This is a genomic window from Mycobacterium sp. E2699, from assembly GCF_001666745.1.
Classification (GTDB): domain Bacteria; phylum Actinomycetota; class Actinomycetes; order Mycobacteriales; family Mycobacteriaceae; genus Mycobacterium.
Genome location: NZ_LZJH01000144.1, coordinates 50065 through 74883 on the forward strand (window position 1 = coordinate 50065; position 24819 = coordinate 74883).

At 66.7% G+C, this 24819-nt stretch carries 23 protein-coding genes, 1 tRNA gene and 1 pseudogene; 12 read left to right on the top strand and 13 right to left on the bottom strand.

Annotated features, from left to right (window positions below; all coding sequences use genetic code 11):
* The first annotated feature begins 17 nt into the window (after positions 1 to 17).
* The 3 genes from A5696_RS24635 to A5696_RS24645 are packed head-to-tail and all read left to right on the top strand — an operon-like array spanning position 18 to position 3184.
* Positions 18 to 1358, top strand: a complete 1341-nt coding sequence (locus A5696_RS24635) for a PE domain-containing protein (RefSeq protein WP_067883712.1) — start codon at positions 18 to 20, stop codon at positions 1356 to 1358.
* A gap of 30 nt (positions 1359 to 1388) precedes the next feature.
* Entirely contained in the window at positions 1389 to 2375 is a 987-nt protein-coding gene (locus tag A5696_RS24640; RefSeq protein ID WP_369803390.1) for an alpha/beta hydrolase, read from the top strand.
* A gap of 47 nt (positions 2376 to 2422) precedes the next feature.
* Positions 2423 to 3184 carry a DUF732 domain-containing protein gene (locus A5696_RS24645; protein WP_067883603.1) on the top strand — a complete coding sequence of 254 codons (762 nt, stop codon included), beginning with the start codon at positions 2423 to 2425 and terminating at the stop codon, positions 3182 to 3184.
* A 328-nt stretch (positions 3185 to 3512) separates the two neighbouring features.
* Here the strand turns inward: A5696_RS24645 and A5696_RS24650 are convergent, their stop codons facing one another.
* Entirely contained in the window at positions 3513 to 4310 is a 798-nt protein-coding gene (locus A5696_RS24650; protein WP_082969127.1) for a DUF4383 domain-containing protein, read from the bottom strand.
* Positions 4311 to 4471: 161 nt separating this feature from the next.
* On the opposite strand from A5696_RS24650, the gene A5696_RS24655 reads away from it, so the two are divergent.
* The 4 genes from A5696_RS24655 (at position 4472) to A5696_RS24665 (ending at position 8122) form a co-directional block, all read left to right on the top strand.
* Positions 4472 to 4702, top strand: a complete 231-nt coding sequence (locus A5696_RS24655; RefSeq protein WP_067883605.1) for a deoxyribodipyrimidine photolyase — start codon at positions 4472 to 4474, stop codon at positions 4700 to 4702.
* Between the two features lie 934 nt (positions 4703 to 5636).
* On the top strand, positions 5637 to 5801 hold the full coding sequence (locus A5696_RS28570; protein ID WP_231964587.1) for a DUF3761 domain-containing protein: 165 nt from the start codon (positions 5637 to 5639) through the stop codon (positions 5799 to 5801).
* Positions 5802 to 6188: 387 nt separating this feature from the next.
* The gene (locus A5696_RS27425) at positions 6189 to 7166 is read left to right on the top strand and encodes a potassium channel family protein (RefSeq protein WP_082969128.1); all 978 of its coding nucleotides are present in this window, start codon (positions 6189 to 6191) and stop codon (positions 7164 to 7166) included.
* A gap of 302 nt (positions 7167 to 7468) precedes the next feature.
* Positions 7469 to 8122 (top strand): site-specific integrase, encoded by a 654-nt coding sequence (locus tag A5696_RS24665; protein WP_255382935.1) that lies wholly within the window; start codon positions 7469 to 7471, stop codon positions 8120 to 8122.
* A gap of 628 nt (positions 8123 to 8750) precedes the next feature.
* Here A5696_RS24665 and A5696_RS24675 read toward each other — a convergent pair.
* Together A5696_RS24675 and A5696_RS24680 are read right to left on the bottom strand one after the other, a co-directional pair.
* Positions 8751 to 8822: transfer RNA gene (locus A5696_RS24675), tRNA-Thr, on the bottom strand.
* Positions 8823 to 8850: 28 nt separating this feature from the next.
* Positions 8851 to 9579, bottom strand: coding sequence for a hypothetical protein (locus tag A5696_RS24680; protein WP_067883608.1), 729 nt, complete (start codon positions 9577 to 9579; stop codon positions 8851 to 8853).
* A gap of 157 nt (positions 9580 to 9736) precedes the next feature.
* Here A5696_RS24680 and phoP point away from each other — a divergent pair, with 157 nt between their 5' ends.
* Both phoP and A5696_RS24690 read left to right on the top strand, forming a co-directional pair.
* Positions 9737 to 10456, top strand: coding sequence for a two-component system response regulator PhoP (gene phoP, locus A5696_RS24685; RefSeq protein WP_067883609.1), 720 nt, complete (start codon positions 9737 to 9739; stop codon positions 10454 to 10456).
* A gap of 23 nt (positions 10457 to 10479) precedes the next feature.
* A pseudogene (locus tag A5696_RS24690) lies at positions 10480 to 11938 on the top strand (sensor histidine kinase).
* Here the strand turns inward: A5696_RS24690 and A5696_RS24695 are convergent.
* Positions 11910 to 12314 carry an HIT family protein gene (locus A5696_RS24695; RefSeq protein ID WP_067883714.1) on the bottom strand — a complete coding sequence of 135 codons (405 nt, stop codon included), beginning with the start codon at positions 12312 to 12314 and terminating at the stop codon, positions 11910 to 11912. The pseudogene A5696_RS24690 and the gene A5696_RS24695 sit on opposite strands and share 29 nt — an antisense overlap.
* 97 nt (positions 12315 to 12411) lie before the next feature.
* On the opposite strand from A5696_RS24695, the gene A5696_RS24700 reads away from it, so the two are divergent.
* The gene (locus A5696_RS24700) at positions 12412 to 13059 is read left to right on the top strand and encodes a dihydrofolate reductase family protein (protein WP_067883611.1); all 648 of its coding nucleotides are present in this window, start codon (positions 12412 to 12414) and stop codon (positions 13057 to 13059) included.
* A 110-nt stretch (positions 13060 to 13169) separates the two neighbouring features.
* Positions 13170 to 14600: a hypothetical protein gene (locus A5696_RS24705; protein WP_067883612.1), complete on the top strand. Its 1431-nt coding sequence runs from the start codon at positions 13170 to 13172 to the stop codon at positions 14598 to 14600.
* 6 nt (positions 14601 to 14606) lie between these two features.
* Here A5696_RS24705 and A5696_RS24710 read toward each other — a convergent pair whose 3' ends face one another.
* The 9 genes from A5696_RS24710 to A5696_RS24750 all read right to left on the bottom strand — a co-directional run bounded on the left by A5696_RS24710 (position 14607) and on the right by A5696_RS24750 (position 23135).
* A complete protein-coding gene (locus tag A5696_RS24710) occupies positions 14607 to 15035 on the bottom strand; it encodes a ketosteroid isomerase family protein (protein WP_067883613.1) in 429 nt (142 codons plus the stop codon).
* A 13-nt stretch (positions 15036 to 15048) separates the two neighbouring features.
* On the bottom strand, positions 15049 to 17046 hold the full coding sequence (locus A5696_RS24715) for an FAD-dependent oxidoreductase (RefSeq protein WP_067883614.1): 1998 nt from the start codon (positions 17044 to 17046) through the stop codon (positions 15049 to 15051).
* A gap of 12 nt (positions 17047 to 17058) precedes the next feature.
* On the bottom strand, positions 17059 to 18186 hold the full coding sequence (locus tag A5696_RS24720; RefSeq protein WP_067883615.1) for an NDMA-dependent alcohol dehydrogenase: 1128 nt from the start codon (positions 18184 to 18186) through the stop codon (positions 17059 to 17061).
* A gap of 151 nt (positions 18187 to 18337) precedes the next feature.
* Entirely contained in the window at positions 18338 to 18892 is a 555-nt protein-coding gene (locus tag A5696_RS24725) for a hypothetical protein (RefSeq protein WP_067883616.1), read from the bottom strand.
* A 3-nt stretch (positions 18893 to 18895) separates the two neighbouring features.
* Complete coding sequence (locus tag A5696_RS24730; protein WP_067883617.1) at positions 18896 to 19102, bottom strand: ferredoxin; 207 nt, start codon at positions 19100 to 19102, stop codon at positions 18896 to 18898.
* 8 nt (positions 19103 to 19110) lie between these two features.
* Complete coding sequence (locus tag A5696_RS24735; RefSeq protein ID WP_067883618.1) at positions 19111 to 20466, bottom strand: cytochrome P450; 1356 nt, start codon at positions 20464 to 20466, stop codon at positions 19111 to 19113.
* Positions 20463 to 21290, bottom strand: coding sequence for an SDR family oxidoreductase (locus tag A5696_RS24740; RefSeq protein WP_067883619.1), 828 nt, complete (start codon positions 21288 to 21290; stop codon positions 20463 to 20465). Before A5696_RS24740 ends, A5696_RS24735 begins: the two co-directional genes overlap by 4 nt.
* Complete coding sequence (locus A5696_RS24745; RefSeq protein WP_067883620.1) at positions 21291 to 22508, bottom strand: cytochrome P450; 1218 nt, start codon at positions 22506 to 22508, stop codon at positions 21291 to 21293.
* A complete protein-coding gene (locus A5696_RS24750) occupies positions 22509 to 23135 on the bottom strand; it encodes a TetR/AcrR family transcriptional regulator (RefSeq protein ID WP_067883621.1) in 627 nt (208 codons plus the stop codon). It lies immediately after the preceding gene.
* A gap of 212 nt (positions 23136 to 23347) precedes the next feature.
* On the opposite strand from A5696_RS24750, the gene A5696_RS24755 reads away from it, so the two are divergent.
* Complete coding sequence (locus A5696_RS24755) at positions 23348 to 24817, top strand: aldehyde dehydrogenase (RefSeq protein WP_067883622.1); 1470 nt, start codon at positions 23348 to 23350, stop codon at positions 24815 to 24817.
* Positions 24818 to 24819: the final 2 nt, after the last annotated feature.

Consider the following 24819-nt stretch of genomic DNA (forward strand, 5'->3'; position numbering starts at 1 on the left):
GCACCGGGGGGTGGGCGATGTCATTTCTGGTCGTGGCGCCGGACGTCTTGGAGACGGCCGCGGCGGACGTTACGCAGATCGGTTCGGCGCTGACCGCCGGTCATCTGGCCGCGGCCGTTCCGACGACCGAGCTGGCGGCGGCGGGAGCGGACGAAGTGTCGGAGGCCATCGCGGCGCTGTTCGGCGCGCATGCCGAGGAGTATCAGGCGGCGGCCGCGCGGGCGGCGGCGTATTCCGAGCAATTCGTGCGGGCCCTGACCGCGGCGACGTCGTCCTATGCGGCAACCGAAGCGAGCATCGCAACGTCGATGCAGGGGCCGCTGGCCGCGGCCACCGCCGCGCCCCTGGCCGGTCCGGTCCGCGCGATCGAACAGGCCTGGGACAACAGCCCGCTCGGCCAGGCGCTCGCCCCGATCATCAACGCGGCGACCGGCGGCACCGGCGGTAACCAGCAGTCGATCGTCATCGAGTTCGTGCGGCACGGGCAGTCAATCGGCAACGCGGCCAACCTGATCGACACGGGCGTGCCCGGGCTGCCACTCACCGCGCTGGGCCAGCAACAGGCGACGGCAATCGGGACCGTGCTCGGGGGGCAAGGCAACTTCGCGGGCGTCTTCATGTCGCAGCTGACCAGGGTGCAGCAGACCGCCTTCTACGCCGGCATGACCAACGTGCCGATATTGCCCGGGCTCAACGAGATCAGCGCCGGCGTATTCGACGGGGCACCGGACATCAGTCCCCAGGGCCTCATGTACCTGGTCGCCCCGCTCGCGTGGACGCTCGGATTCCCGATCGTGCCGATGCTCGCGCCCGGCTCCGCCCACATCAACGGGGTCGTCTTCGATCAGGGGTTCACCAACGCGATGCAGACGATGTACGGCACCGCCATGACGAACGCCGTGGTCAACCCTGCGAACGGCCACGTCACCGACGTCGCGTTCTCCAGCGAGTTCGCGATCGAGGTGGGGACGCTGATGAACGTCAACAATCCCGATCCCTTGCTGATGCTCACCCATCCGCTGCCCAACACCGGCATCGTCGTGGTGCAGGGCAGTCCGCAGGGCGGCTGGACGATGACCAGTTGGAACGGCATACCCGTCGGACCCCCGACCTTGCCGACCAAGCTGTTCGTCGACGTGCGCGACCTGATCACGGCACCGCAATTCGCGGCCTGGAACGGGTGGGCGGCGCTGGGCACCGGCGATCCGACCACGATCGTGGACGCGGTTCAAAACGGTGTCGATCAGGTGGCCGCGGCCACCGTCCACTTCCCCTTCGCGGTGACCCGTGACCTGGTCCACGCGGTCACCCACACCAGCGTCAGCGGGCTGTCGACGGAAGTGACCGGCCTGATCTAGATCGAGACCGACGCGTCCTGACTACCATCGTTGACACCGAATCTCCGGGCCAAGCCCGCGGCCAACAGGGAGGCCAAGGTGACATACGCGTTCGACCCCGAGATCGCCGCAATGCTGCCGCTGCTCCCCGACATCGACGGCGCCGATCCGGTGGCGATGCGGGAATCCCTGTCGGCGATGATCGCCCAGCTACCCGCCCCGGACCTGACCGGCGTGGAGTGCGAGGATCGCCGGATCCCCGGCGGGCCCGGCGATCCGGAGGTTCCGATCCGGATCTACCGGCCGGCCGAGCGCAGCGCGCCCGCGGCCGTCTACAGCGTGCACGGCGGTGGGTTCGTCGCGGGTGACCTCGAGACCGAGCACGCCGGGAACATCCGGCTGGCGCGCGAGCTCGGCGTCGTGGTGGTTGCCGTCGACTACCGGCTTGCCCCGGAGACACCGTTTCCCGGTCCGCTTGAAGACGTCTACGCGGGGCTGGTGTGGGTGGCGGAGCACGCCGAAGAGCTCGGCGTGGATCCGAACCGCATCGCGATCCACGGCACCAGCGCCGGGGGCGGGCTGTGCGCCGGCTTGGCGCTGCTGGCCCGGGATCGCGGCGGCCCGCACATCGCGTTTCAGTTCCTCGGAGTCCCCGAACTCGACGACCGGCTGGCCACCGGAAGCATGACCGCGTTCATCGACACCCCGCTGTGGGATCGCCGGAAGGCCGTGGCCAGTTGGGACTGTTACCTCGGCGCCGGGCGGGCCGGCTCCGACGACGTTCCCGTTTACGCCGCACCGGCACGCGCGACCGATCTCGCGGGCTTGCCGCCCGCTTACGTCTCGGTGATGCACTTCGACCCACTGCGGGACGAGGGCATCGCCTACGCCCAGGCCTTGCTGGCCGCCGGCGTCTCCGTCGAATTGCATTTGTTCCCGGGGACTTTCCACGGTTCGGCCCTGATCCAGGATGCGGCGATCTCGCAGCGTGAGCATGCCGAGGCGATCGCGGTGCTGCGCCGGGCGCTGGCCCGGTAACCCGCCGCGGCTTGTGAGAACGCCCTGGCGGCAGCAGACTGATTGATATGCGCGATCGCGAGACGATCGACTCAGAGTTGCGGCGCATCGCCCTCGAGCGCCGGTCGATGGGCGAGCGGGGCGGTCGGCCGTCGATCCGAGAGGTCGACGACCTGCTGGACGAGCGCCTGGGCCACCGCCCGCAGGCCACCCCGACCGAGGTTGTCGCAGACACCACGCCGCGGCGCACAACCCAGGCCAACTCGCCTTTCAGCCGCGCGCGCGTGTTGCGCCGGTTCGGTCTCCTCGCGGCCTTGCCACTGTCCCTGATCGCCGGTGTCGCCGCGGTGGTGGTGATGTCGGGAGCCCACAACCCCGAGCCGGCGGCAGAGCAGGCTCCGGTCCCGCCGCCGTCGAGTGTGCGACCCAGCCCGGCCGCGCCGGCGGCACTCGTTCCGCAGCTCGACATCGCCGACAGGGCGTTCATCGGCGCGTTGAAGCACGACGGCCTGCCGGTTCCCAGCCCCGAATACGTGACTTCCCATGGGCACGCGGTGTGCGACTTCCTAAGCCACCAGCCTGATTTCGCAGAGGCCATCCGCTATGTCCAGGGATCGACGATATGGGACGCCAACCAAAGCGCGAACTTCGTGGCCGGCGCTGTCGTCTCGTACTGCCCTCAGTACGAACAGGCAAGCCCGGGGGAGCTGCAGCCGGGCCTCGAGAAGACTCTGTCTGACCTGCAAGCCGTGCAGGGCGACCTGCAGGGCGTTCAGGGCGACCTGAAAAACATCCGAGACGGTCTGCCCGCCCTCCCCGGCCAGCCGTAGTTCCGGGGCCACCCGGCAGGGGGTTCCGTCACGGGGCGGGCGGCGGCGGTGGCGGCGGAGTCCATCGCTTGCCATCCGTCGTCCATCCGCACGGCAGGTAGTTGAGCTGCGGGGGCTGCCCGTCGAAAGTGAGGCACTTCGGCGCCCCCGGCGGCGGTCTGGGCGTCGGCGATTCCGTGTCGGCATGCGCAACGATGCCGCTGAGGATCAAAGCCCCAACGGCAAGCGATACCGTTGCTAACGTCCGCATCCGAGGCCCGGCGAGTGCTACGACCAACCAAGATCAATGCTAGGCGGATGCCCGTCCGTGGAACCTTGAAAGTTCCTGTTAAATCGGGTCTCGGCGACGGCGAAGCCAGATGACGATGCCGACGGCGGCAGCCGCCGGCACCGCCATGGTCACGAGCGCCCCGCGCCGCAGCACCGGATCGCTCGTCCGCGCGGCGGGGTTCTTCGCCTCCGGTGCCGTCTCGACGAAGTGGGCCGGCGGTGCTGTCGTGGCCGGGTTCGTGGTGGCCGGGTTTTGTGGGGGCGGGCCGGGAGCAGCGGCGTGCGGGGGCGCCGGCGAGACCATCGGCCGCGGCGCAGTCACCGGCTCGGTGGCCGCCTCGGGGGCCGGGGGATCTCGCCGATCGCGGCGGCGCCGGCGCGGCGCCCATACCTCGTCTCCCAACTCGTCGGGAATCATCCACATCAGCAGCGCGAGGTTGACCACCCCCAGCACACCGTGCAGCAGAACCTCGGCGGCGTGAAACCCCAACGGCGTCGGTTTGTCCCGCGCCGTGGCGACGGCGCTGATGAACAGCAAGAGGGTGTAGGCGACGGCGCTCAGCGCGGTGACGCTGATCGCGGCGCGGCGATTCGCAGAACACGCCATGGCCGCCAGGCCGAACGCCAGCAGCATCCCGCTGTACCAGGGGGTCGCCGTCAGGCCGAAAACGGGTGCACCGGTGGGCCCGGCGTGCGGATGCAGGGCCGCCGACACCAGGCCGACGATGCCGAACGCGCTCACCAGCGCGCCCTCCGCCAGCACGAACCAGCGTCCGCTGTGGAATCGCCCCGGGTCCATGGCGACCCTGCGCAAGCCCGACGTCATCCCGGGAACATGCCCCGCCGTAACCGGCATCGCGCAACCTCCAGCCCAGCATCCCTGTGGCGGATTGGCTACCCGCTGGCGGCGGGACTATGCACAGGGTGCTTGCGCGTGGCTTGGCGGTTTGCCAGTTTGGGTATCTAAGCGATCACACCGGCGCACACCGCGACTGTGTCGTTCACCGAGGAGGCATCATGTTGCACAACGTTGTCCTGGCAGCGGCGCAACAACCCGAGGCCGCGGGCCTCATTCTCAGGGGGATCAAGGGCATCTTCGTCGCGATCGGCAGCATCATCGCCGCCATCGTGTGCGCCGTCATCGCCGGCATGAAGGGCCGCAGCGCCCTCGGCTGGGGCATTCTCGGGCTGTTCTTCTCGATCCTGACGCTGATCGTCGTCATCGTCATTCCATCGAAAAAGTCTTGACCGGACGCTCGGAGCCCCCAGCCGTCGGCATCGAGTGGGAATGTGTCCTCCCGGTCGAGGACATCCTTGTGACAGACGAACTGAAGCGGAAGCTTCCCGTGATCCACTGGCAGGCCAGCGGAGTGCTCATCCCCTATGAGCAGGCTGACCACTTGGAGGAGCTGTGGTCTAGCCACCTCACGGCCTCGGCAGCAACAGGTCTCCAGACGTGAGCGATGCAATCGCTGCAGTCGAGTCGGTGAAAGTATTGAGTCCTACGATGTGCACGCGGCGAAAGGCCAAGAGGCTCGTCAAAGTGGAGGTGAAGGGCACGACGGCGGATTGTGCACAGGCGGTTTTGACCAGGAAAGAGGTAATCTCCACCGAGCGGGTGTTTGACAACGCGTTGGCGGTTGTTCGCAACACCACTGACCCGCAGCGGTGACCAACCAGTCGCCGCAGGTGGGAATTGTTTCTCGTCATGCCTTGGGAGAATCAACGACACTGCAATGTCACCGATCGCCTGAACATATCACTAAGATAAAACCGGCGTTGCCGGCCTGAAACTGGTCCTTTTCGCTATGGAAGCAAGTTGCGCTGGTGGACAGGCGCCGTTCGCTAAGAACTTGTCCCAAAACCTCTACGGGCAATTTTCACAATTCCCGACGTAAGTAACATCGCAGACGCATATGCTCCCCTCGACGAGTCGGGCGACGTCACCAGACACCAGGGTCACCCAACAGGGAGGTTGGGGAGCATGTTGTTCCGTACCGCCGTCATTGCAGCAGCGATCACTACAGCGCCGGTAGGTTGGACGTCGCCTGCCGCTGAGCCGTCCATCACATCGTTGAGCGGGATAGCGGGTTCGCCGGTGCCCTTCCCGCTGTGCCCACCAGACCAGGATCGGGAAAGCCCCGGCTGCGTCGAAAAGCCCGACCCGAACGCTTCGGGCGCGATGGCCCGGTGTCGCGACGGCACCTACTCGCACAGTCAAACGCACAGCGGCACCTGCTCTGGCCACCACGGCGTGGCCCAGTGGTGTCCGTGCAATATCGCCGCTGGTCAATCCAGCCTCATTTCGAGCGGCGGCAGGAGCGCCCACCGCTCACCAGACAACTGATGACCGATCAGCCCGTTGCCGCCCCGAGTTAGCGGGATCCGGCTTCCTAAATCATTCTCGGGAGTGTTCGAGTCGGGCCAACAGGCTTGCAACACAGCAAGATTGGAGGTCAGGAGCAATAAAGATCAAGCCCAGTAGCGACGATGCTGCTGGGTAACACTGTGGCGCTATGGTTTTCGGTACCTACAGCACCGATGGCTCATTCGGACCTATTCATGATGTGCCCGTCGGGACATGATGGGGTTGCCACCGATAGCCTCAACGCTCGTTGTTTGCCGCTCGGCGACGAACGGAACAGTGTAAGTAGTTCCACAAAAATAACCTAGGGCACATAATCGCCACTACGGTGCGCGTTGACATGCCAAGAACGAAGGGGGTTTCCCGGGTATGGCCGATACTGACTGGGCAATTGTGTTTATCGTCTTCACAATCGCGCTTGTGATCTTCTGTTCGTTAAATGAACGCGGGCATAAGGGGTGGCGTTGGGCCGAGCAGCGACCTAGGGTGTGGGTGTCAATATTCCTGCTATTGATGTTTGTCGTGTTTCCACTGTTCTATATATATGACCGGGATGGCTTGGCTCAAACAACTGGCACCCAGGAGCCAGACTTTTTTAAGCAACGTGACAAGGTAGCCGCTGCACTTACAGCGGCAGTAAGAACCGCAATCGGAAAAGACGTAGATTGCAAAATACCGGATCATAGCGACATCGGATGCGCGACCGTGGTTGTGCAGGATGCAAATGCCCGAAGGATTAGCGGCACTATCACCTTCACCGACCAGCCTGCGCCAGCGCCGACTACCGGCGATTTCGAATCGGCGATAGAGATTCGCGAATCGGACATACCGTCAGCGGGCCATAACAACGACCCATTAACATTGCCATACAGAGTGAACAGTTACAGAGCCGCCAGCAGTCCCCCCGGTGCTGCGCCGACACCAGCGGCACGGGCACAGCAGCGGTTTATGGAGAACTCGTCGCCGCCTCATAAAGCTCAGTTAAGTATCACCCCTGAGAGCGACATTCACGACGTCGAGGCATTTAAAGATACTGCAACGGGCAGCGTGGGCAGTCTTGGCGGTCAATGGAGTCGGGATAACATGGTACGCATGGTTTACTTCAGTGCGGTGACTATCACGACCCTCGGTTATGGTGACATTGCGCCTATCGAGACAAGTACTCGAATTATGGTGACCGCCGAAGCCGTGCTTGGAGCAGTGACGGTTGGATTGTTCTTAAACGCGATCGCAATTAGACCAAAAAATCGGGAACGGCCCAGCATCAGCGCTCGACTGAGAAACCGCCTGAGCCGAAAGTCGGAAAAATGTAATAGCGCACCACGGATGGATGGGGACCCCGCCTGAGGTGTTGCGGACTCTTCCAGCTTGCCGGGAATACAGTGAGGCCGTTATTCCGAGAAGGGTGGAGGCCGGGGCCACGTCAATATCTTCGGTCGACTAAGCGGCACTCGTGCGCGAGGGTGGGCAGTCACGGCAAACGTTAAATCTTGCGCGACACCGCTTTAACGGCGGCCGAGACCAACGGAAACCACTGAAACATAACGGATTAACCAGCAAACAGCCCGATTTTACGTAGAGGGCGGAACCAGATCCTTGGGGGCGCTCCGGGGTGGTCGGAACGTATTACCTGTCATTGGTCAAATCAGTTGTGGGAAAACGTATTTCGTGTTATTGGCGTTGGAATTCGTTTAGGTGCAGCAGATTTCGGGTCTGACGCCGAGTACCCGCGAGGCCGGTACCGCTCACTGGTGCTGCTGCTCGGCGCGGTCGGACTGCGCTGGGGCGAGGCCGCCGCGCTTCGCGTGGCCGATGTCGATTTCCTGCGGCGGCGTATCCACCTGCACCGCAACGCGGTCACGGTGGGCCGTCAGACGTTCGTCGGCTCGCTGAGATCCAACAAGAACCGCACAGTGGCGTTGCCCCGGTTCGTTGTGGACGCCCTGGCGCAGACCGCCGAGGGGAAGCGCCACGATGAGCTGCTGTGGCCGTCAGCGACCGGTGGCTACCTCGCCCCGTCCTCAGCGTGGGAGTCGTGGCTGTCGGGCGCGGTAGCTCGCTGTCAGAATGCCGATGCGACGTTCCCGCGGGTCACCGCGCACGCGCTGCGGCACACCGCTGCTTCCCTGGCGATTAGCGCCGGCGCCAATGTCAAGGTCGTGCAGCGGATGCTCGGGCTCTCGTCCGCGGCAATGACCTTGGACGTGTACGCCGATTTGTTCGACACCGACCTAGACGCGGTGGCCGAGCGGCTGGACTCGGGTTGGCAGGGTGCCACCCGGGAGGCGGGACCCACACGATAAAGTACGCGCCGGATTAATCCGTTTGAGCCATCATCCTCGGATGGGGTTTGTTGAAGAGCGGCCCAGCCCGTACGAAACACGCTGACCCTGGCCCAATGGTTGGGCTCATAGACGTTTCCGTTTATCTCCAGTTGATCGCCTTTCCACAACGGCGTGCCTCGATGCACCTCATCCGCGTCGTCTCCGGGGAACTCCACCACGCAGTACATGCCGGTGCTCACCGGATCTACCGCTTGCGCTCGTCCCGCCGAATGTGGGCCTTGGTTCTCGACATGTACAGGTCCACCACCAGGTCGAGGCATACCACGGGCGCAGACCCTGACGTTTTCCCAGTCAGGATCGATAGGGAGTGACTCACCTTTAAAAAATCGGGGTACCGGCCCATGTCTTCAGATTGCCGCCCTTGTGCACGACGGTGAAGAACGCCTCTGTCGGTGACCGGAGTCTGAGTGCCACGTGACTACACGCTACCCCTTGGGGTCGGCCGGGACCGGCCTTAAATGGCCGCTGCCGGGGGTGCCCTGTTGCACTCTCACTGTGTGCCCAAAATGTGCCCAGGGCGCGCCCAGCCGTAGCGATATTCGGTGCCAAATTAGCTTTACCAGCGGATATATCGGTGGTGAGTGAGAGCCCCCTGTCAGGATTGAACTGACGACCGCTCGCTTACAAGGCGAGTGCTCTACCACTGAGCTAAGGAGGCCGGGTAAATAGGGTGCCAGCCTAACCGGTCACTCGTCGTTTTCGATGATGCGCGTTGAGCGCACCGTGCGCGACGACGGGCGCCGGCCGGGACGGCGGCCGGGCAGCGGAATGCGGTCGGCGATGTTGCTCAGCGGGTTGACCACCATGGTGAGGCCGATGACGGCGTCCTGCAGGGTGGCGATCGCCGGCTCCAGCGCTTCCATCCCGGGCGTCAGCCGAGCCAGGGTATCGGCGACGCCCGCGAGCTGGTCCAGCGGACCGTTCTTGGCGGTCAGCTTGTCGATCAGCCCGCCCTCGGCGAGCAGCCGGTCCGCCAGACCATCCTCGGAGAGCACCCGCTCGACCAACCCGTTTTCGTCGAGCAGCTGATCGGCCAGCCCGCCGGGCTGCAGCGCGCGCTGCAGCGCGCCGCCCTCCGCGGTCAGCCGGTCGAGCATGCCGCCCTCTGCCGTCAGCATGTCGACCACCCCGCCCGGGCGCAGCAGCCGGTCCAGTGGCCCGTCGGCCGCTACGGCGCGCCCCAGCGGCGCGTCGTCATCCAGCAGTCGGGCCAACCGGTTGGCGCGGTTGAGCGCGTCGTCGATGCCGAACATGGACGCCATCGCGTTGGTTCGCGCCTCGCCGCTCGGCTCGCCCAGCGCGCGCTTCGCCACTCCCACCGCCGCGGCGGCGACGCTCAAGCTCGCGTCGGCGGCGGCAAGCCCGGCCCGCGCGGGAGCGGTCGCAAGCGACACGATGTCTTTGGCGAAGTTCATGCACCAGAGTCTATTCGCGACACCGCAGGTGAATCCGCATCGTTCCAAGCTTATGCGATGATCCCTGGCAGACTGTTAGCAGACGTCTGGCACCTAGCTTTCAGGAATCGCACAATAATCGGGAAGGCAACGTTCAAACAAAGGACGGAATTACCTCATGACAGCGGCAACCCCGAGCGAAGCCAAACCGGAGGCTCGCGTACTCGTGGTCGACGACGAGGCCAACATCGTCGAACTGCTCTCCGTCAGCCTCAAGTTCCAGGGTTTCGAGGTCTACACCGCGACCAATGGGGCCCAGGCCTTGGATCGCGCCCGTGACGCGCGACCCGACGCGGTGATCCTCGACGTGATGATGCCCGGCATGGACGGCTTCGGGGTGCTGCGCCGGCTGCGCGCGGACGGCATCGACGCCCCGGCGCTGTTCCTGACCGCCCGCGACTCCCTGCAGGACAAGATCGCCGGACTCACCCTCGGCGGCGACGACTATGTGACGAAGCCGTTCAGCCTCGAGGAGGTCGTGGCCCGCCTGCGGGTCATCCTGCGGCGCGCTGGCAAGGGCGGGGCCGAACCCCGCAACGCCCGGCTGACGTTCGCCGACATCGAACTCGACGAGGAGACCCACGAGGTGTGGAAGGCCGGCGAACCGGTGTCACTGTCGCCGACCGAGTTCACCCTGCTGCGCTACTTCGTGATCAACGCGGGCACCGTGCTGAGCAAGCCGAAGATCCTCGACCACGTGTGGCGCTACGACTTCGGCGGCGACGTCAACGTCGTCGAGTCCTACGTGTCGTATCTGCGCCGCAAGATCGACACGGGGGAGAAGCGGTTGCTGCACACGCTGCGCGGGGTGGGTTACGTGCTGCGAGAGCCCCGCTGAGAGCGGAAGCGAAGAATAAGAGGATGGCCGACAAGGTTCGACGGGGACTGCCGCTGCGGGTGGGTCTGGTGGCCGCCACCCTGCTTCTGGTGGCCTGCGGGCTGGCCATCTCGGGGCTCGCGGTGACCTCGATCCTGCGTCACGTGCTGGTGGGCCGCATCGACCAGACGCTGCTCGAGGCCTCCCGCAGTTGGGCGCAGGCCCCGCGGCGGCAGTCGGCACCCCCCTACGAGGGCCCCGACCCCGGCCGGCCGCCGTCGAAGTTCTACGTGCGGGGCATCGGCGCCGACGGCACCCCGTTCACGGCCATCAACGACCGCAACGCCGAGCCGGCGCTGCCGGCCAACAACGACGTGGGCCCCAACCCGACGACGCTGCCGTCGATCAACGGCTCGGACATCCTGTGGCGTGCGGTGTCGGTGCGGGGGCCCAACGGCGTCACCACCGTCGCGATCGACCTGTCCGACGTGCAGCACACCGTCAGCTCCCTGGTGTGGCTGCAGGTCGGCATCGGGGTGGCGGTGCTGGTAGTGGTGGGCATCGCCAGTTTCGTGGTGGTGCACCGCAGCCTGCGGCCGTTGGTCGAGGTCGAGCACACCGCCGCGGCGATCGCCGCCGGCCAGCGCGATCGCCGTGTTCCCGAACGCGATCCGCGAACAGAGGTGGGTCGACTTTCGTTGGCGCTCAACGGAATGCTGACGCAGATACAGCAGGCGCTGGCCTCCTCGGAGTCGTCGGCGGAAAAGGCCCGCCGTTCCGAGGAACGGATGCGGCGGTTCATCACCGACGCCAGCCACGAACTACGCACGCCGCTGACCACCATCCGCGGGTTCGCGGAGCTCTACCGGCAGGGCGCCGCGCGCGACGTGTCCATGTTGTTGTCACGGATCGAAAGCGAAGCCAGCCGGATGGGCCTGCTCGTGGACGACCTGCTGTTGCTGGCCCGGCTGGACGTGCAGCGGCCGCTGGAACACCACCGGGTGGACCTGCTGGCGCTGGCGAGCGACGCCGTCCACGACGGTCAGGCCATCGACCCCCAGCGCACGATCACGATGGAGGTCCTCGACGGCCCTGGCACCCCGGAGGTGCTCGGTGACGAACCGCGGATTCGCCAGGTGCTCAGCAATCTCGTCGCCAATGCCCTGCAGCACACGCCGGCAACCGCCGACGTCACCGTCCGGGTCGGCACCGAGGGCGACGACGCGGTAATCGAGGTGGCCGACAAGGGCCCCGGCATGAGCCAGCAGGACGCGTCGCGGGTGTTCGAGCGGTTCTACCGCACCGACTCGTCCCGGGCGCGCGCCAGCGGCGGCACCGGTTTGGGGCTGTCTATCGTCGACTCGTTGGTGCGCGCGCACGGCGGAGACGTCACCGTCACGACCTCACCCGGCGAGGGATGCTGTTTCCGGGTCACGCTGCCCCGTGTCAGCGACGTCCCCGCCGCCGAACCGGTTCACGCCAGTTGAGCCAGCGCCGCCTTGATCTTGGCCTGGGCGTCGTCGAGGGATTTTGGTGAGGGATTGCGGTCCACGTTGGCGAAACCGAAGTCGCTCAGGCTGCGGGTGGGGAAGACGTGGACGTGCAGGTGCGGCACCTCGAGCCCGGCGATGATCAGCCCGGAGCGTTCGGTCTTGAACGCCTTGCACACAGCCCTGCCGATCAGCTGGCTGACGGCCATGACGCGGCCGAACACCGCCCCGTCGACGTCTTGCCACTGATCGATCTCGGCGCGGGGCACCACCAGCGTGTGGCCTTGGGTCATCGGCTCGATCGTCAGGAACGCGACGATGTCGTCGTCCTCGTAGACGAAACGGCCGGGCAGTTCGCGGTTGATGATCTTGGTGAAGATCGAAGCCATGGGGCCCAGCATAGGTGCGGCCAGATTGCCGATGAGTTTGGCGGGTGTGGACGGTCAATCCTGCGACGACGACATACGACGCAGAGGAGCTCCCGCCATGTCACAGGTGCGCGTGCACAATTTTTCGGTTTCCCTCGACGGGTTCGGCACCGGGATCGGACAAAGCGTCGATGCGCCGTTCGGGCATGCCGGCGGCCGGTTGCATGAGTGGTTCTTCGCGACGCGGACCTTCCGCGTGATGCATGGCGAGTCGGGTGGGACGACCGGCATCGACGATGGCCTGGCCCGGGCGTGGCTGCCGGGCATCGGCGCCGAAATCATGGGACGCCATAAGTTCGGGCCGCAGCGCGGCCCATGGGATGGGGGTGACGACTGGAAAGGCTGGTGGGGCGACAACCCGCCGTTTCATACCCCGCTCTTCGTACTGACCCACCACCCCCGGCCCCCGATCGAGATGGACGGTGGCACCACTTTCCATTTCATCGACGCCAGCCCCGCCGAGTCCCTCGATATCGCCCGAAAAGCCGCCGGAGGCCTCGACATTCGCCTCGGCGGGGGACCGTCGACCATCCGGCACTTCCTCGCCGCCGACCTCGTCGACCACCTGCACGTCGCGGTGGTGCCCATCATCTTGGGGCGCGGGGAGCCGTTGTGGCAGGGACTGGAGGGTCTCGAGCAGCGGTTCGCGGTGGAGTCGGTGACCGGCCCAAGCGGCGTCATACATCTGAGCTTTACGCGCCGCTAGGCAACCGCGCCTGCCACGCCGCCCCGACGCGCAATCGTTAGCGCAGTGTTGCGGATTCGTTCTGCGAGGTCGGGAAAATCGCTGTACGCAATTCACGGGAGGAGACCTCTGTGCGGTTTCCCGTGGCATTGCTGACCGCGTGCGCAGTGTCGCTCGCCCCCGCCCTCGGACCGGGCGCGGACGCGCGGGCGGCCGACGCGTGGGGGCCGTTCGCACCGCCCAACCCGTTCATGGCGCCGCTGGGGCTCGCTTCACTGCACAACGACGCCGAATCGTCCGATGCCGGACCGCTTCCCGGGCCCGGCGCCCACCTCAACGCGATCTTCGGGTACCCGCTGCTGGCGGCCTGCCCGACGATCATGCAGGGCACCGACGGCCTGGTCTTGGCGCTGTGCACCAGCGACATCGGCCAGACCCCGACGATCTTTCTGATCGATCCCGGCGTCCGCGTCCCAATCTTCGTCCCGCTGGCCAAACTGCAAGTGGCCAAGGGCAGCCTGCTCGGCGGCGTCTACGCCTACCTCGACAACAACAACCAGGTCGTGATGATCGACGGGACCAACCACCTGCTGCGCATCGCGCACGCCAGGGCGGGGCCGCTGGGGTGCTGGAAGCTGATCGTCACCGAGTCCACCGACCTGTCCGGCGCGATTCCGGCCGGCGACAGCTCGGTGGGCCTGGTGCCCGACTACGCGGGCAACGTCTGGTTCGCCACCGGGAACGGCGTCGTGGGCGTGGCCAAGACGGGCGGCGGCATCGCCACCGTGCAGCTGCCCCCGGGCGAACAGGTGGCGAACAGCATCTCGTCCGCACCGAGCGGGCGCGTCGCGGTGGCCACCACCTTCGCCCTCTACGAGCTGAACCTCGATATTGCCGGCAACCCCCAAATACTCTGGCGGGCAACCTATGACCGCGGCCCGGCGCGCAAGCCCGGGCAATTGAGTTGGGGCACGGGCTCCACGCCGGTCTACTTCGGTCCCGCGTCGGGCGCCGACTACCTGACCATCGTCGACAACGCCAGCCCGCAGGTCCACGCCCTGGTCTACCGGTCCGGCACGGGTCAATTGATCTGTCAGCAAACGGTTTTGACGCAGGGCGGCCCGGGCAGCGAAAACGCACCGATCGGATTGGGCAACTCGGTGTTCGTGTCCAGCACCTACGGCTACCCCTACCCCGCGGTCCCGGCGGGCGCGCCGCCCGCGGTTCCCCCGACGGCACCGTTCGTCGGCGGCATGACCAGGGTGGACGTCGACAATCCTGGCTGTCATACCGTGTGGGAGAACAAGGTTCGCAGCGCGGCGCTACCGCACCTGTCCGCCGCGGACGGCCTGCTGTACACGATCACCCGGATCGGATGCGACAACACCACACCGCTGGACATCTTCGCCTACGGCGTGGTGGATGCCGGCAACGGGGCCCTGTTGTGGCAGCAGCCGAAGTCGGCGACCATACTCAGCGACCCGCTGCAGACCCCGACCATGGTGCTGACAGACCGCAGGGCCATGCAGGGCAACCTCACCGGCCTCGGGCTGATCGGCTGAGCGGGCTCACTCCTCCTTGCCGAACTCCATCATGTCGAGGTTCCAGAAGCCGCGCATGTTGGTGATCAGGCCCGCGTCGTTGACCTTGTAGGTGAACACTCCGCGCACCTTGCTGGTGATGCCGCCCTCAAACCTGCTGTGCAGCACCAGAATATGCGCGACCTCGTCGGGCGAGCTCGACGGAAAGGTCTCCTCGCAGGTGATGGTCAGCTGGTTGGCGGCGATGTTGTTGTCGTAGAACGCCGCAACACCGTCCTTGCCGTGCACCCCGGTGCCATCAGGATTGGTGACGGACTTGCCGATCGGGTCCTCGACGACCACGTCGTCGGCCATCAGCGCCAGCCAGCCCGCCCGGTCGTGCGCCTGCACGCACCGCCACGAGGATTGCGACGCGGTCAGGGCCGGGGAGGCCTGAGATTGTGTGGTGCCGGTCATTTTTCTCCTATCTCTAGATTGCGCACGCGGCGCGCGCGCCCTCCTCGGTGGCCTTGCGGATGAGGCCCAGCCCGCTGCAGTCGCCGGCGGCGTGCACCCGGGCGCCGGGCAGGGCCGCGACCAGATCGTCGAACAGACCGGTGTCGGGTTGGACCGTCCCGGCGATCACGACGCTGTCGGCGGCCAGCGTTCGGGGGGTGCCGCCGGCGGGCGTGAAGACGACGTCGCGCTCCGTGATCCGCTCGACCGCCGCACGCACGTGCACCGTGACCCCGAGCCGGTCGAGGCGATCCATGTGCTCGGTCTTGCGTTTGTTACCCACTTCGGGGGCAATGTCCTTGCCGGATTCCAGGATTGACACCCGCCGGCGCCGGTTTGCCAGGAATTCGGCGAGTTCGAGGGCCACCAGATCGCCGCCGATGATGGCGACCCGCCGGCCCACCGGCATCCAGGCCCGGGTGGCGAGCCGAAACGCGGTGGGCCGGACCAGTCGCTCTCGCCAGCCGGCGAACAGCTCACGCAGGCCGGGACCGGTGTACACGTGCGGCAGGTCGGCACCGGCGATGGCGGGCACCGCGACGTGGCCGCCGGTGGCCACCACCACCGCGTCCGGCGCGGACCGGACGATGTCGCCGGCCGAAACCTCATGATTCAGCTCGACTTTCGCCGTGCTGAGCCTGATCTCGTCGCGCAGGTAATCCAGGAACGGCTGGTTCTCCGGGTGTAGCACCGCCGCCCAGCGCAGCGCCCCGCCGAGTTGGCCGCCACGCTCGAAAAGCGTCACGCGGTGGCCGCGTTCGGCGGCCACCCGGGCGGCCTCCAGCCCGGCCGGTCCGCCGCCAACCACCACCACCCGCTTGGCCCGGCCGGCGCGGGGCGCGGCCAGCTCGCGCTCCTTGCCGGTGCGGGGGTTGACGGCACAATCGACGGAAAAGCGTTGTTCCATTGCGTCAATGCAGTTTTCGCAGGAGATGCATTTGCGCACCCGGCGCGCCAAGCCGGAGGCGAGCTTGCGCGGCAGGTCGGGGTCGGCCAGCAGCGGCCGCCCCATCGCGACGAAATCGGCGCGGCCGTCGGCCAGGATCCGTTCGGCCGCAACCGGGTCGTGGATGCGGCCGACGGCGATCACCGGCACGTCGACCACCTGCTTGACGGCCGCCGCCGCGCCGACGTTGACTTCGTCACCGTCGTCGGCGCCGTTGACCATGCCGGTGACGAGCCGGTCGATCACCCCGCCGCTGACGTGGAATGCGCTCACCCCGGCGGCGACGAGTTCGGGTGCCAGGCGCGCCGTTTCGTAGATGGGCCGCCCGCCCGCCACCCGCTCGTAACCGGAGATGCGCAGCGTGATGGGCAGCGCGTCGCCGACCTCGGAGCGAATCGCTGCCAGCGCCTCCAGCACCACCCGCACCCGGCCGCGCGCCGAGTCGCCCCGGTAGTCGTCGGTGCGCCGGTTACGTTGCGGGGCAAGGAAAGAGCCCAGGAGCATGTAGCCGTGCGCGGCGTGCAGCTCGATGCCGTCGTATCCCGCCTCGGCGGCGCGGCGCGCGGCGGCCTTGAACAGGTCGAAGACCTCGCACAGCTGCCGTTTGCTGATCTCGGCCGACGGCCGCCCGGTGAGGTAGGACGGAATGACCGACGGCCCCAGCGAGGTCACACCGAAGATCTCCGGTCCCAGGCCGTCGGGTCCGGCGTGCACGATCTGCGGCTGGATCTTGGCGCCGTGCTCGTGCACCGCCTCGACCAGCGCCCGGTGCGCGTCGACCGCCTCGTCGGTGGCCAGATGCAAACCGCCGGGCGTCTCGGGGTGGTGGTGGTCTATCCCGGTGGCGCCCACCGTGATCAGGCCGACCCCGCCCTCGGCGCGCGCCGCGAAGTAGTCGCGGGTGCGCTGTGACGGCAGCCCGTCGGGGGTGCCGTACATCGTCTCCATCGGAGACATCACCACCCGGTTGCGCACCGTCATGGCGCCGATTCGTCCCGGCGCCAGCAGATGCGGGAAGCCGGTCAAACGACGCGGCTCTTACCGATCGGCGTCGGTGTAGCGGATGACGCCCCGAATGTTCTTGCCGTCCAGCATGTCCTGGTAGCCGTCGTTGATCTGCTCGAGCTTGTACTGGCGGGTGATCATGTCGTCCAGGTTGAGCTTGCCGGCCTTGTACATCGACAGCAGCTGCGGAATGTCGTACTGCGGGTTGCCGCCGCCGAAGATGGTGCCCTGCAGGTTCTTCTGCATCAGGGTCAGCATCGCCAGGTTCAGCGTCACGTTGGTGTCCAGCAGGCTGCCGATTGCCGTCAGCACGCAGGTGCCGCCCTTCTGGGTGATGTTGAGGTAGGCGTCGACGTCGGCCCCTTGCAGTTCGCCGACCGTCACGACCACCTTGTGGGCCATCAGGCCGTAGGTGACCTCGGCCATGCCCATCAGCGCGGCGTTGATGTCGGGGTAGACGTGGGTGGCGCCGAACTTCAGGGCCTGGTCGCGTTTCCATTCCACCGGGTCGATCGCGAAGATGTAGCGGGCACCCGCGTTGACGGCGCCCTGCAGCGCGGCCATGCCGACGCCGCCGACGCCGACGATGGCGACGTCTTGACCCGGCCGGATGTCGGCGGTGCGGACGGCCGACCCGTAGCCGGTGGTGACGCCGCAGCCGACCAGCGCGGCCACCTCGAACGGCACCGACGGGTCGATCTTCACCACGGAGCTGCGGTGCACGACCATGTACGGCGAGAAGGTGCCCAGCAGCGTCATGGGGAACACGTTGTGGCCGCGGGCCTGGATGCGGAAGGTGCCGTCGGACACCGCGGCCCCGCCGAGCAGCCCGGCGCCCAGGTCACAGAGGTTGCGCAGGCCGGCCTGACAGGTCGGACACGTCCCGCAGGACGGGATGAACGACAGCACCACGTGGTCGCCCGGGGCGATGTCCTCCACGCCGGGACCGACCTCGGTGACGATGCCCGCGCCCTCGTGCCCGCCCAGCACGGGGAAACCCGCCATCGGGATGCCGCCGGTAACTAGATGGTGATCCGAATGGCACATCCCGGCCGCTTCCATCTGGATCTTGACCTCGTGCGCCTGCGGGTCGCCGATCTCGATTTCCTCGATAGACCACGGCTGATTGAATTCCCAGATCAGCGCGCCTTTTGTTTTCATGAAGGACCTCCATCAGCATGCCCTGACCCGGTTGTCGGTGAAAGGGACCGGCCGGTGCCGGACGGCAATTTAGAACGTGTTCTCATTCGCAGACCATTATGACGCGCGTCACCGGGCTGTAAACAGGGGGGACCACCAACCGGTCGGGAGATCACCAGATGGGGACCGGCGCCTCGCCGATCGGGTAGTAGCCGGGCAGCTTCTCGCCGGCGATGCTGCGCTGGATCCGGTTCTGCATGCCCGTGCTCAGGTCGCCGGACTCGATGAGCTTTGCGAACATCTTCGCCACGTGACCGAAGTCGAAGAAGTCACGCTGCCACTCGATGAGCTGGTCGGCGCCCAGCCGGAACCAGCTGCCGCCGATGCCGTAGATCTCGTCCTGGGTGCCGTCGGTCTTGTTGACGATCTGCTTCCAGAAGCCGACGATCTCGCCCTGCTTCTCGTCGATGAGGACCTTCTGGTATTCGTACACCCAGTTCTCCAGGCCCTCCATCTCCAGGCCGAGGGCGATGTCGCGGATCTCGTCGACGCCGACGCACATCACGTCCTCCTTGGGCCCGATGTTCCAGCCGTAGGTGGCGTCCTTGGCGTAGAAATCGGCGAGCGGCGTCCAGTCGCCGGCCTTCTCGCAGTCCTTGTTGGCCTGCAGCCAGCGATCCACCCATGCCTCGAGATCCGCACGTGAATGTGACGCCTTTGCTGTCATGGGTCAGCCTTCCTTCTCTTTGATGAACAGTGCTTGCGTGGGGCACATCGCGACCGCGCGCTCGACCTCATCGCGGGCGTCTTCGGGCGGCTCGGGGTCGAGGATCTCGACCTTGCCCCGCTTGGGCACCCGGAAGTAGTCCGGGGCCTCCAGTTCGCACATGGCGTGGCCCTGACACAAATCCAGATCGGCTTCGACCCGAAATCCCATGGCATGACCTACTTCTGGCGCTTGCGGTAGCGAACCTTCGCCGGCCGGGCGAGCTGGACGACCATCTTGGAGTGGTCATTGTGGTAGCTGTCCGCCGGCTGGGCCATCTCGAACTCGTACTCGCGCAACAGGACCGAGAAGATGGCCTTGATCTGCATCTGGGCGAAAGCGGCCCCGACGCAGCGGTGTCGCCCCGCGCCGAACGGAATCCAGGTCCACCGGTTGACGATGTCGGCCTGCTCGGGCTTGTTGTAGCGATCGGGCCTGAAGGCGTCCGGGTCGGGAAAGTCCTCGGCAATCCGGTTCGAGATCGCCGGGGAGGCCGCGACGTAGTCGCCGGCGTGGATCGGGAAGCCTTCGACCTCGAACTCGCCCTTGGCGACGCGCATCAGGATGATCAGCGGCGGGTGCAAGCGCAGCGTCTCCTTGACGACGTTGTCCAGCTTCGGAATCGAGCGCAGCGCGTGGAAACTCACCGCCTGGCCGTCGGCGTACAGCTCCTCGAGCTCGGCCAGCACCTCGGCGTAGACATCGGGGTGACGGATCAACTCGATCAGCGTCCACGCCGAGGTGCCCGAGCTGGTGTGGTGCCCCGCGAACATCAGCGAGATGAACATCCCGGTGACCTCGTCGGCGGAGAAGCGGGGGTTGCCGTCCTCGTCCTTGATCGAGACCAGCACGTCGAGCATGTCCCGGTCGGTCTTGTCCTTCGGCGGATTGGCCAACCGCTGGTCCATGATCTCCTGCACCAGGGCAACCAGTTTCACGCGGGCCTCGTCACGCAGCCTGAAACTCTCGATCGGCAGGTAGGGGTCGACGTAGCACAGCGGGTCGGTGCCGCGCTCCAGCATGTGGTAGTACTCGGCGAATCGGTGGTCGAGCTGCTCGCGGAACTTCAGCCCGATCAGGCAGGCGGTCGAGGTGTAGATCGTCAGCTCGGCGAAAAAGTCGAGGAGCTCGATCTCGCCCTGGGGTCCCCAGTTGGCGATCATCTTCTTGACCTCGCCCTCGATGGTGGCGGCATGGCCCTTCATCTGCTCGCCGCGCAGCGCCGAGTTGTGCAGCATCTCCTTGCGCCGCTCCGGGCTGGCGTCGAACACCACACCCTTGCCGAAGATCGGCGTCATGAACGGGTACGCCTCGGCCTGGTCCAGCTCCTCGTCGGCGGAGCGGAAGAAGAATTCGTTGGCGCCCGCGCCGGACAACAGGATCACGTGCTTGTCGACCAGCTGAAACCAGCCGACGTCGCCGCACTCCTCCCGGACACGCTTCATCAAACCGATTGGGTCCGTTCGGAACTCCTCGAGGTGGCCGTGCTCCTCCTCGCCGCCGGAGACCCGCGGCACCTGGGTGGTCGTGGTCATTGTCCTGGCATCCCCTCTTCGCCGAGCGCGAGCTTCTGGCGATCCGTCTTGTCGGCCAACGGGGCTTCCGGCTGAAGTTCCATGTTCGCGATGAAGCCACCGCGCGGGGTTTCGGCGACGAACGTGATGGCCCGCGCCAAATCGGCCGCGCGCAGGAAGTAGTCGTGGCGGGCCTGGCCCCACTTGGCCCAGTCCTCCAGCGCGGGGCCGATCTTCTCGGCCGGCAGGCTCCAGCCCATCGCCGTCTTCGTCGGCCCGGGGTGCACGATCGAGGCCCGCACGCCGGTGCCCTCGAGTTCCATCTGGAAGTTGGTGACCATCGCGACGAGCGCGGCCTTGGCCGCGCCGTAGGCGCCCATGTGCGGCCGCTGGCGCAGGGCCACGTCGGAGCCGACGAAGATCAGGTCGCCGCGCTGCCGCTCGAGCATGCCGGGCAGCACGGCTGAGGCCAACCGGAAGGCGCCGACCAGGTGGATCTGCAGCTGCGACTCGAACTCCTCGCCTGCGATCTCGGCGAGCTTGCCGAAGTAGGTGTCGCCCGCGCCGGCCACCAGCACCTCGATGTCGCCGAGCGCCTCAACCGCCTGGGCGACAAAGGATTTGACCGAGTTCGGGTCGGTGACGTCCAGGTGGAAGCCGACCGCCTCGCCGCCGTCGGCGTTGATCTTGCCGACGATGTCGTTGAGCTTCTCGACCCGGCGGGCGCCCAGGGCGACCGGAAAGCCGTGTGCCGCGAGTTCGATCGCGGTGGCCTCTCCGATGCCGGACGAGGCGCCGGCCACGATCGCCGGCCGGCGCTCGGGCAGGGGATCAAAGCGGGGCATTCAGCGGACCTCCACACTCATGGGTAGGTGAGCGAATCCGCGGACATTGCTGGAGTGGACGCGGACGGCGTTGGCCTCGTCCACCTGATATCCGCGGATTCGCTTGAACAACTCGGTCAGCGCGACCCGGGCCTCCATCCGCGCCAGATGCGCGCCCAGGCAGAAGTGCGCGCCGCTGCCGAAACTCAATAACTTGGGCCCGATTTCGCGCCCGATCAGGTAGTCGTCGGGGTTGTCGAAGACCCGCTCGTCGCGATGGCCCGAACCCGGCAACAGCAGCAGCACGTCGCCTTCGGGAATGGTGGTGTCGTACAGGGTGAGCTCACCGGAGACCGTTCGGGCCAGGATCTGGCTCGAGGTGTCGTAGCGCAGGGTCTCCTCGACCCACAACGGCACCTGGGACAGGTCGGCGTAGACCGGGGTCAGCTGATCCGGGTTCTTATGTCCCCAAAATGCCGCATTGGCAAGCAGCTTGGTGGTCGTCTCGTTTCCGGCGATCACCATCAGGAACATGAAGCCGAGCACTTCGTCGTCGGTGAGCCGGTCGCCGTCGATCTCGGCCTCCAGCAGTGCGGTGGTCAGGTCGTCGGTGGGCCTCTTGCGCCGCTCGGCAACCATGCCCTGGTAGTAGACGATGAGGTTGAGGGACGCCTCGATTGCCTCCGGCGGGACGTCGGTGACGCCCTCCTCGCGGTGCATCACGCCGTCGGCCCAGGCCCGAACCTGGACGCGATCCGGCTCGGGGACGCCCATCAACTCGGAGATGACGTCCATCGGCAGCTTGCCGGCGAACTCGTCGACGTAGTCGACGGCACCGTCGTTCGCCTTGTCCAGCATGGTGTCCAGGTGCTGCATCGCGATCTCGGTGACGCGGGGCTCCAGCTCCCGAATCCGCCTGGGCGTGAACCCCTTTGAGACCAGGGTCCGCAGCCGCAGATGGGCGGGGTCGTCCATGGCCAGAAACGACATCGTCTTGGACGCGTGCGGGCCGCGAGAGGCCGGATCCAGCGAGACGCCGTACTTGTTGGACAGCGTGGTGCTGTTGCGGAACCCTTGCAGCACGTCCTGATGCCGCGACAAGGCCCAGAACTTCAGCTCGTCGTTGCGGTACAGCGGCGCCTCGTCGCGCAGCCGCTTGTAAAACGGGTACGGATCCTCGTGAAAGCGGTAGTCGTAGGGATCAAGGACCAGCTCGTGGTCGCCGACATGCACGGTCATCTAGCTACCTGTCTCTTCGCTGGCGGCGGTCAAGATGAGCCCCGCGACGTCGGCGAGGCGGTCGGCGATCTCGCGGTAGGTGAGTTGCCCGCTGGCGGCCTGCACCAACGCCCCGAAAAACGCCATCTCGAGCGCGGATACGGTGGCGGGATCGGCGCCCGGACCTATCGCCGATGCGATGCGGCGATGAATTTCCGCGCCGATCCGGTCGCGCGCCGCGCACACGGCAGGATCGGCGCCGCCACTCAGCAGCGCCGCCGTGCAGGCCGCGCCGACCTCGGGTTCGTCGGCGACCACCAGGGCCAGGTGGCGGAGCACCTTGTCCACCCGGGCGGGCATGGGGTCGTTCACGTCGGTGAAGAAGGGGACCTGGCGCACCAGGTCGAGGTAGACCTCGGCGATCAGATGGTTCTTCGACGAAAAGTAGGTGTAGGCGGTCGCGGGGGCCACCTTGGCGCGGGCCGCCACCGCGCGCACCGTCAGGTCGGCATAGGACTTCTCGCGCAGCGTCTCGATGCCCGCCGCGAGGACCTTGCGGAAGGTCTCCTCCTGGCGGCGGTTGCGCAAAGTCGCTCCGGTCTGGCGGTCGGCGTGGGATGCGAGCGCAGCCAGTGCATCGCTGGACACATGTCCAAGCTATCGGATGCCGGCGACGGGAAGCAAGCCCGATCGGCAAATACCCAGCTTAATTGGGAACTTTCGGCGCCCCCGTTGGTGCCCGAGGAGATCGGCCCTTGCACCGCCGAGGACCGGGCGACTATGGTTCGGTACGACAATATCGGACAAGTGTCCACTCAACTGGCGTGCATGGTTGGGCCGCGCACAGACGGGAGCGGGAGATGGCCTTGTTGGCCGACGGCGCGAGCGCACTGTTCATCGACGGGAAGTCTTCGCCGGGCAGTGCCGGCACGTTTCCCACGATCAACCCGGCAACCGAGGAAGTGCTCGGGGTCGCCGCCGACGCCGACGCCGGCGACATGGGCCGCGCCATCGACGCAGCGCGGCGGGCGTTCGACGGCACGGACTGGTCCCGCGACACCGAACTGCGGGTGCGGTGCGTGCGGCAGTTGCGCGAGGCGATGCAGCAGCACCTCGAGGAGCTGCGGGAGCTGACCATCGCCGAGGTCGGCGCACCGCGAATGCTCACCAGCATCGCCCAGTTGGAAAGCCCGGTCAACGACCTGGCGTTCGCGGCGGATACGGCCGAATCGTACGAATACAACCAGGATCTCGGCGAGGCGTCGCCGATGGGCATCCCCACCCGGCGCACCATCGCCCGTGAGGCCGTCGGCGTCGTCGGCGCGATCACCCCGTGGAACTTCCCCCACCAGATCAACCTCGCCAAGATCGGGCCCGCGCTGGCCGCCGGCAACACCGTCGTCTTGAAGCCCGCCCCCGACACCCCGTGGTGCGCCGCCGTGCTGGGCGAACTCATCGCCGAGCACACCGACTTTCCGCCCGGTGTGATCAACATCGTCACGTCCAGCGACCACGGCGTCGGCGCGCTGCTGGCCAAAGACCCTCGGGTGGACATGGTTTCGTTCACCGGCTCGACCGCCACCGGCCGCAGTGTGATGGCCGACGGCGCGGCCACCATCAAGAAGGTGTTCCTCGAACTGGGCGGCAAGTCGGCGTTCATCGTCCTCGACGACGCCGACCTGGGCGGTGCGGTCGGAGTGGCGGGCTTCTCGGTCTGCATGCACGCCGGGCAGGGCTGCGCGATCACCACCCGGCTGGTGGTGCCGCGCGCGCGGTACGACGAAGCGGTCTCCATCGCGGCCGCGACGATGGGCGGCATCAAGGCCGGCGATCCCACCGATCCCGGAACCATCTGCGGGCCGGTCATTTCCGCGCGCCAGCGCGACCGGATACAGGGCTACCTCGACTCGGCGATCGCCGAGGGCGGAACGTTCGCGTGCGGGGGTGGGCGGCCGGCCGACCGTGACGTCGGCTTCTTCATCGAGCCCACGCTGATCGCGGGCCTGGGCAACGACGCCCGCTGCGCGCGGGAGGAGATCTTCGGACCCGTGCTGACGGTGATCCCGCACGACGGCGACGACGACGCCGTGCGCATCGCCAACGACTCGCCATACGGACTGTCGGGCACCGTGTTCGGCGCCGACCCCGGTAGGGCGGCGAGCGTCGCCGCGCGCGTCCGCGCCGGCACCATCAATGTCAATGGCGGCGTGTGGTATTCGGCCGATGCGCCATTCGGTGGCTACAAGCAGTCCGGGAACGGCCGCGAGATGGGCCTAGCCGGTTTCGAGGAGTACCTGGAGATCAAGACCATCGCGACAGCGGTTAGCTGAAG

Bases quoted from the DNA above. Each gene is read 5' to 3' on its own strand.
- A5696_RS24635 (WP_067883712.1), top strand. From the start codon at position 18: ATGTCATTTCTGGTCGTGGCGCCGGACGTCTTGGAGACGGCCGCGGCG.
- A5696_RS24645 (WP_067883603.1), top strand. From the start codon at position 2,423: ATGCGCGATCGCGAGACGATCGACTCAGAGTTGCGGCGCATCGCCCTC.
- A5696_RS24650 (WP_082969127.1), bottom strand. From the start codon at position 4,310: ATGCCGGTTACGGCGGGGCATGTTCCCGGGATGACGTCGGGCTTGCGC.
- A5696_RS24655 (WP_067883605.1), top strand. From the start codon at position 4,472: ATGTTGCACAACGTTGTCCTGGCAGCGGCGCAACAACCCGAGGCCGCG.
- A5696_RS28570 (WP_231964587.1), top strand. From the start codon at position 5,637: ATGGCCCGGTGTCGCGACGGCACCTACTCGCACAGTCAAACGCACAGC.
- A5696_RS27425 (WP_082969128.1), top strand. From the start codon at position 6,189: ATGGCCGATACTGACTGGGCAATTGTGTTTATCGTCTTCACAATCGCG.
- A5696_RS24680 (WP_067883608.1), bottom strand. From the start codon at position 9,579: ATGAACTTCGCCAAAGACATCGTGTCGCTTGCGACCGCTCCCGCGCGG.
- phoP (WP_067883609.1), top strand. From the start codon at position 9,737: ATGACAGCGGCAACCCCGAGCGAAGCCAAACCGGAGGCTCGCGTACTC.
- A5696_RS24695 (WP_067883714.1), bottom strand. From the start codon at position 12,314: ATGGCTTCGATCTTCACCAAGATCATCAACCGCGAACTGCCCGGCCGT.
- A5696_RS24700 (WP_067883611.1), top strand. From the start codon at position 12,412: ATGTCACAGGTGCGCGTGCACAATTTTTCGGTTTCCCTCGACGGGTTC.
- A5696_RS24710 (WP_067883613.1), bottom strand. From the start codon at position 15,035: ATGACCGGCACCACACAATCTCAGGCCTCCCCGGCCCTGACCGCGTCG.
- A5696_RS24720 (WP_067883615.1), bottom strand. From the start codon at position 18,186: ATGAAAACAAAAGGCGCGCTGATCTGGGAATTCAATCAGCCGTGGTCT.
- A5696_RS24725 (WP_067883616.1), bottom strand. From the start codon at position 18,892: ATGACAGCAAAGGCGTCACATTCACGTGCGGATCTCGAGGCATGGGTG.
- A5696_RS24730 (WP_067883617.1), bottom strand. From the start codon at position 19,102: ATGGGATTTCGGGTCGAAGCCGATCTGGATTTGTGTCAGGGCCACGCC.
- A5696_RS24735 (WP_067883618.1), bottom strand. From the start codon at position 20,466: ATGACCACGACCACCCAGGTGCCGCGGGTCTCCGGCGGCGAGGAGGAG.
- A5696_RS24740 (WP_067883619.1), bottom strand. From the start codon at position 21,290: ATGCCCCGCTTTGATCCCCTGCCCGAGCGCCGGCCGGCGATCGTGGCC.
- A5696_RS24745 (WP_067883620.1), bottom strand. From the start codon at position 22,508: ATGACCGTGCATGTCGGCGACCACGAGCTGGTCCTTGATCCCTACGAC.
- A5696_RS24755 (WP_067883622.1), top strand. From the start codon at position 23,348: ATGGCCTTGTTGGCCGACGGCGCGAGCGCACTGTTCATCGACGGGAAG.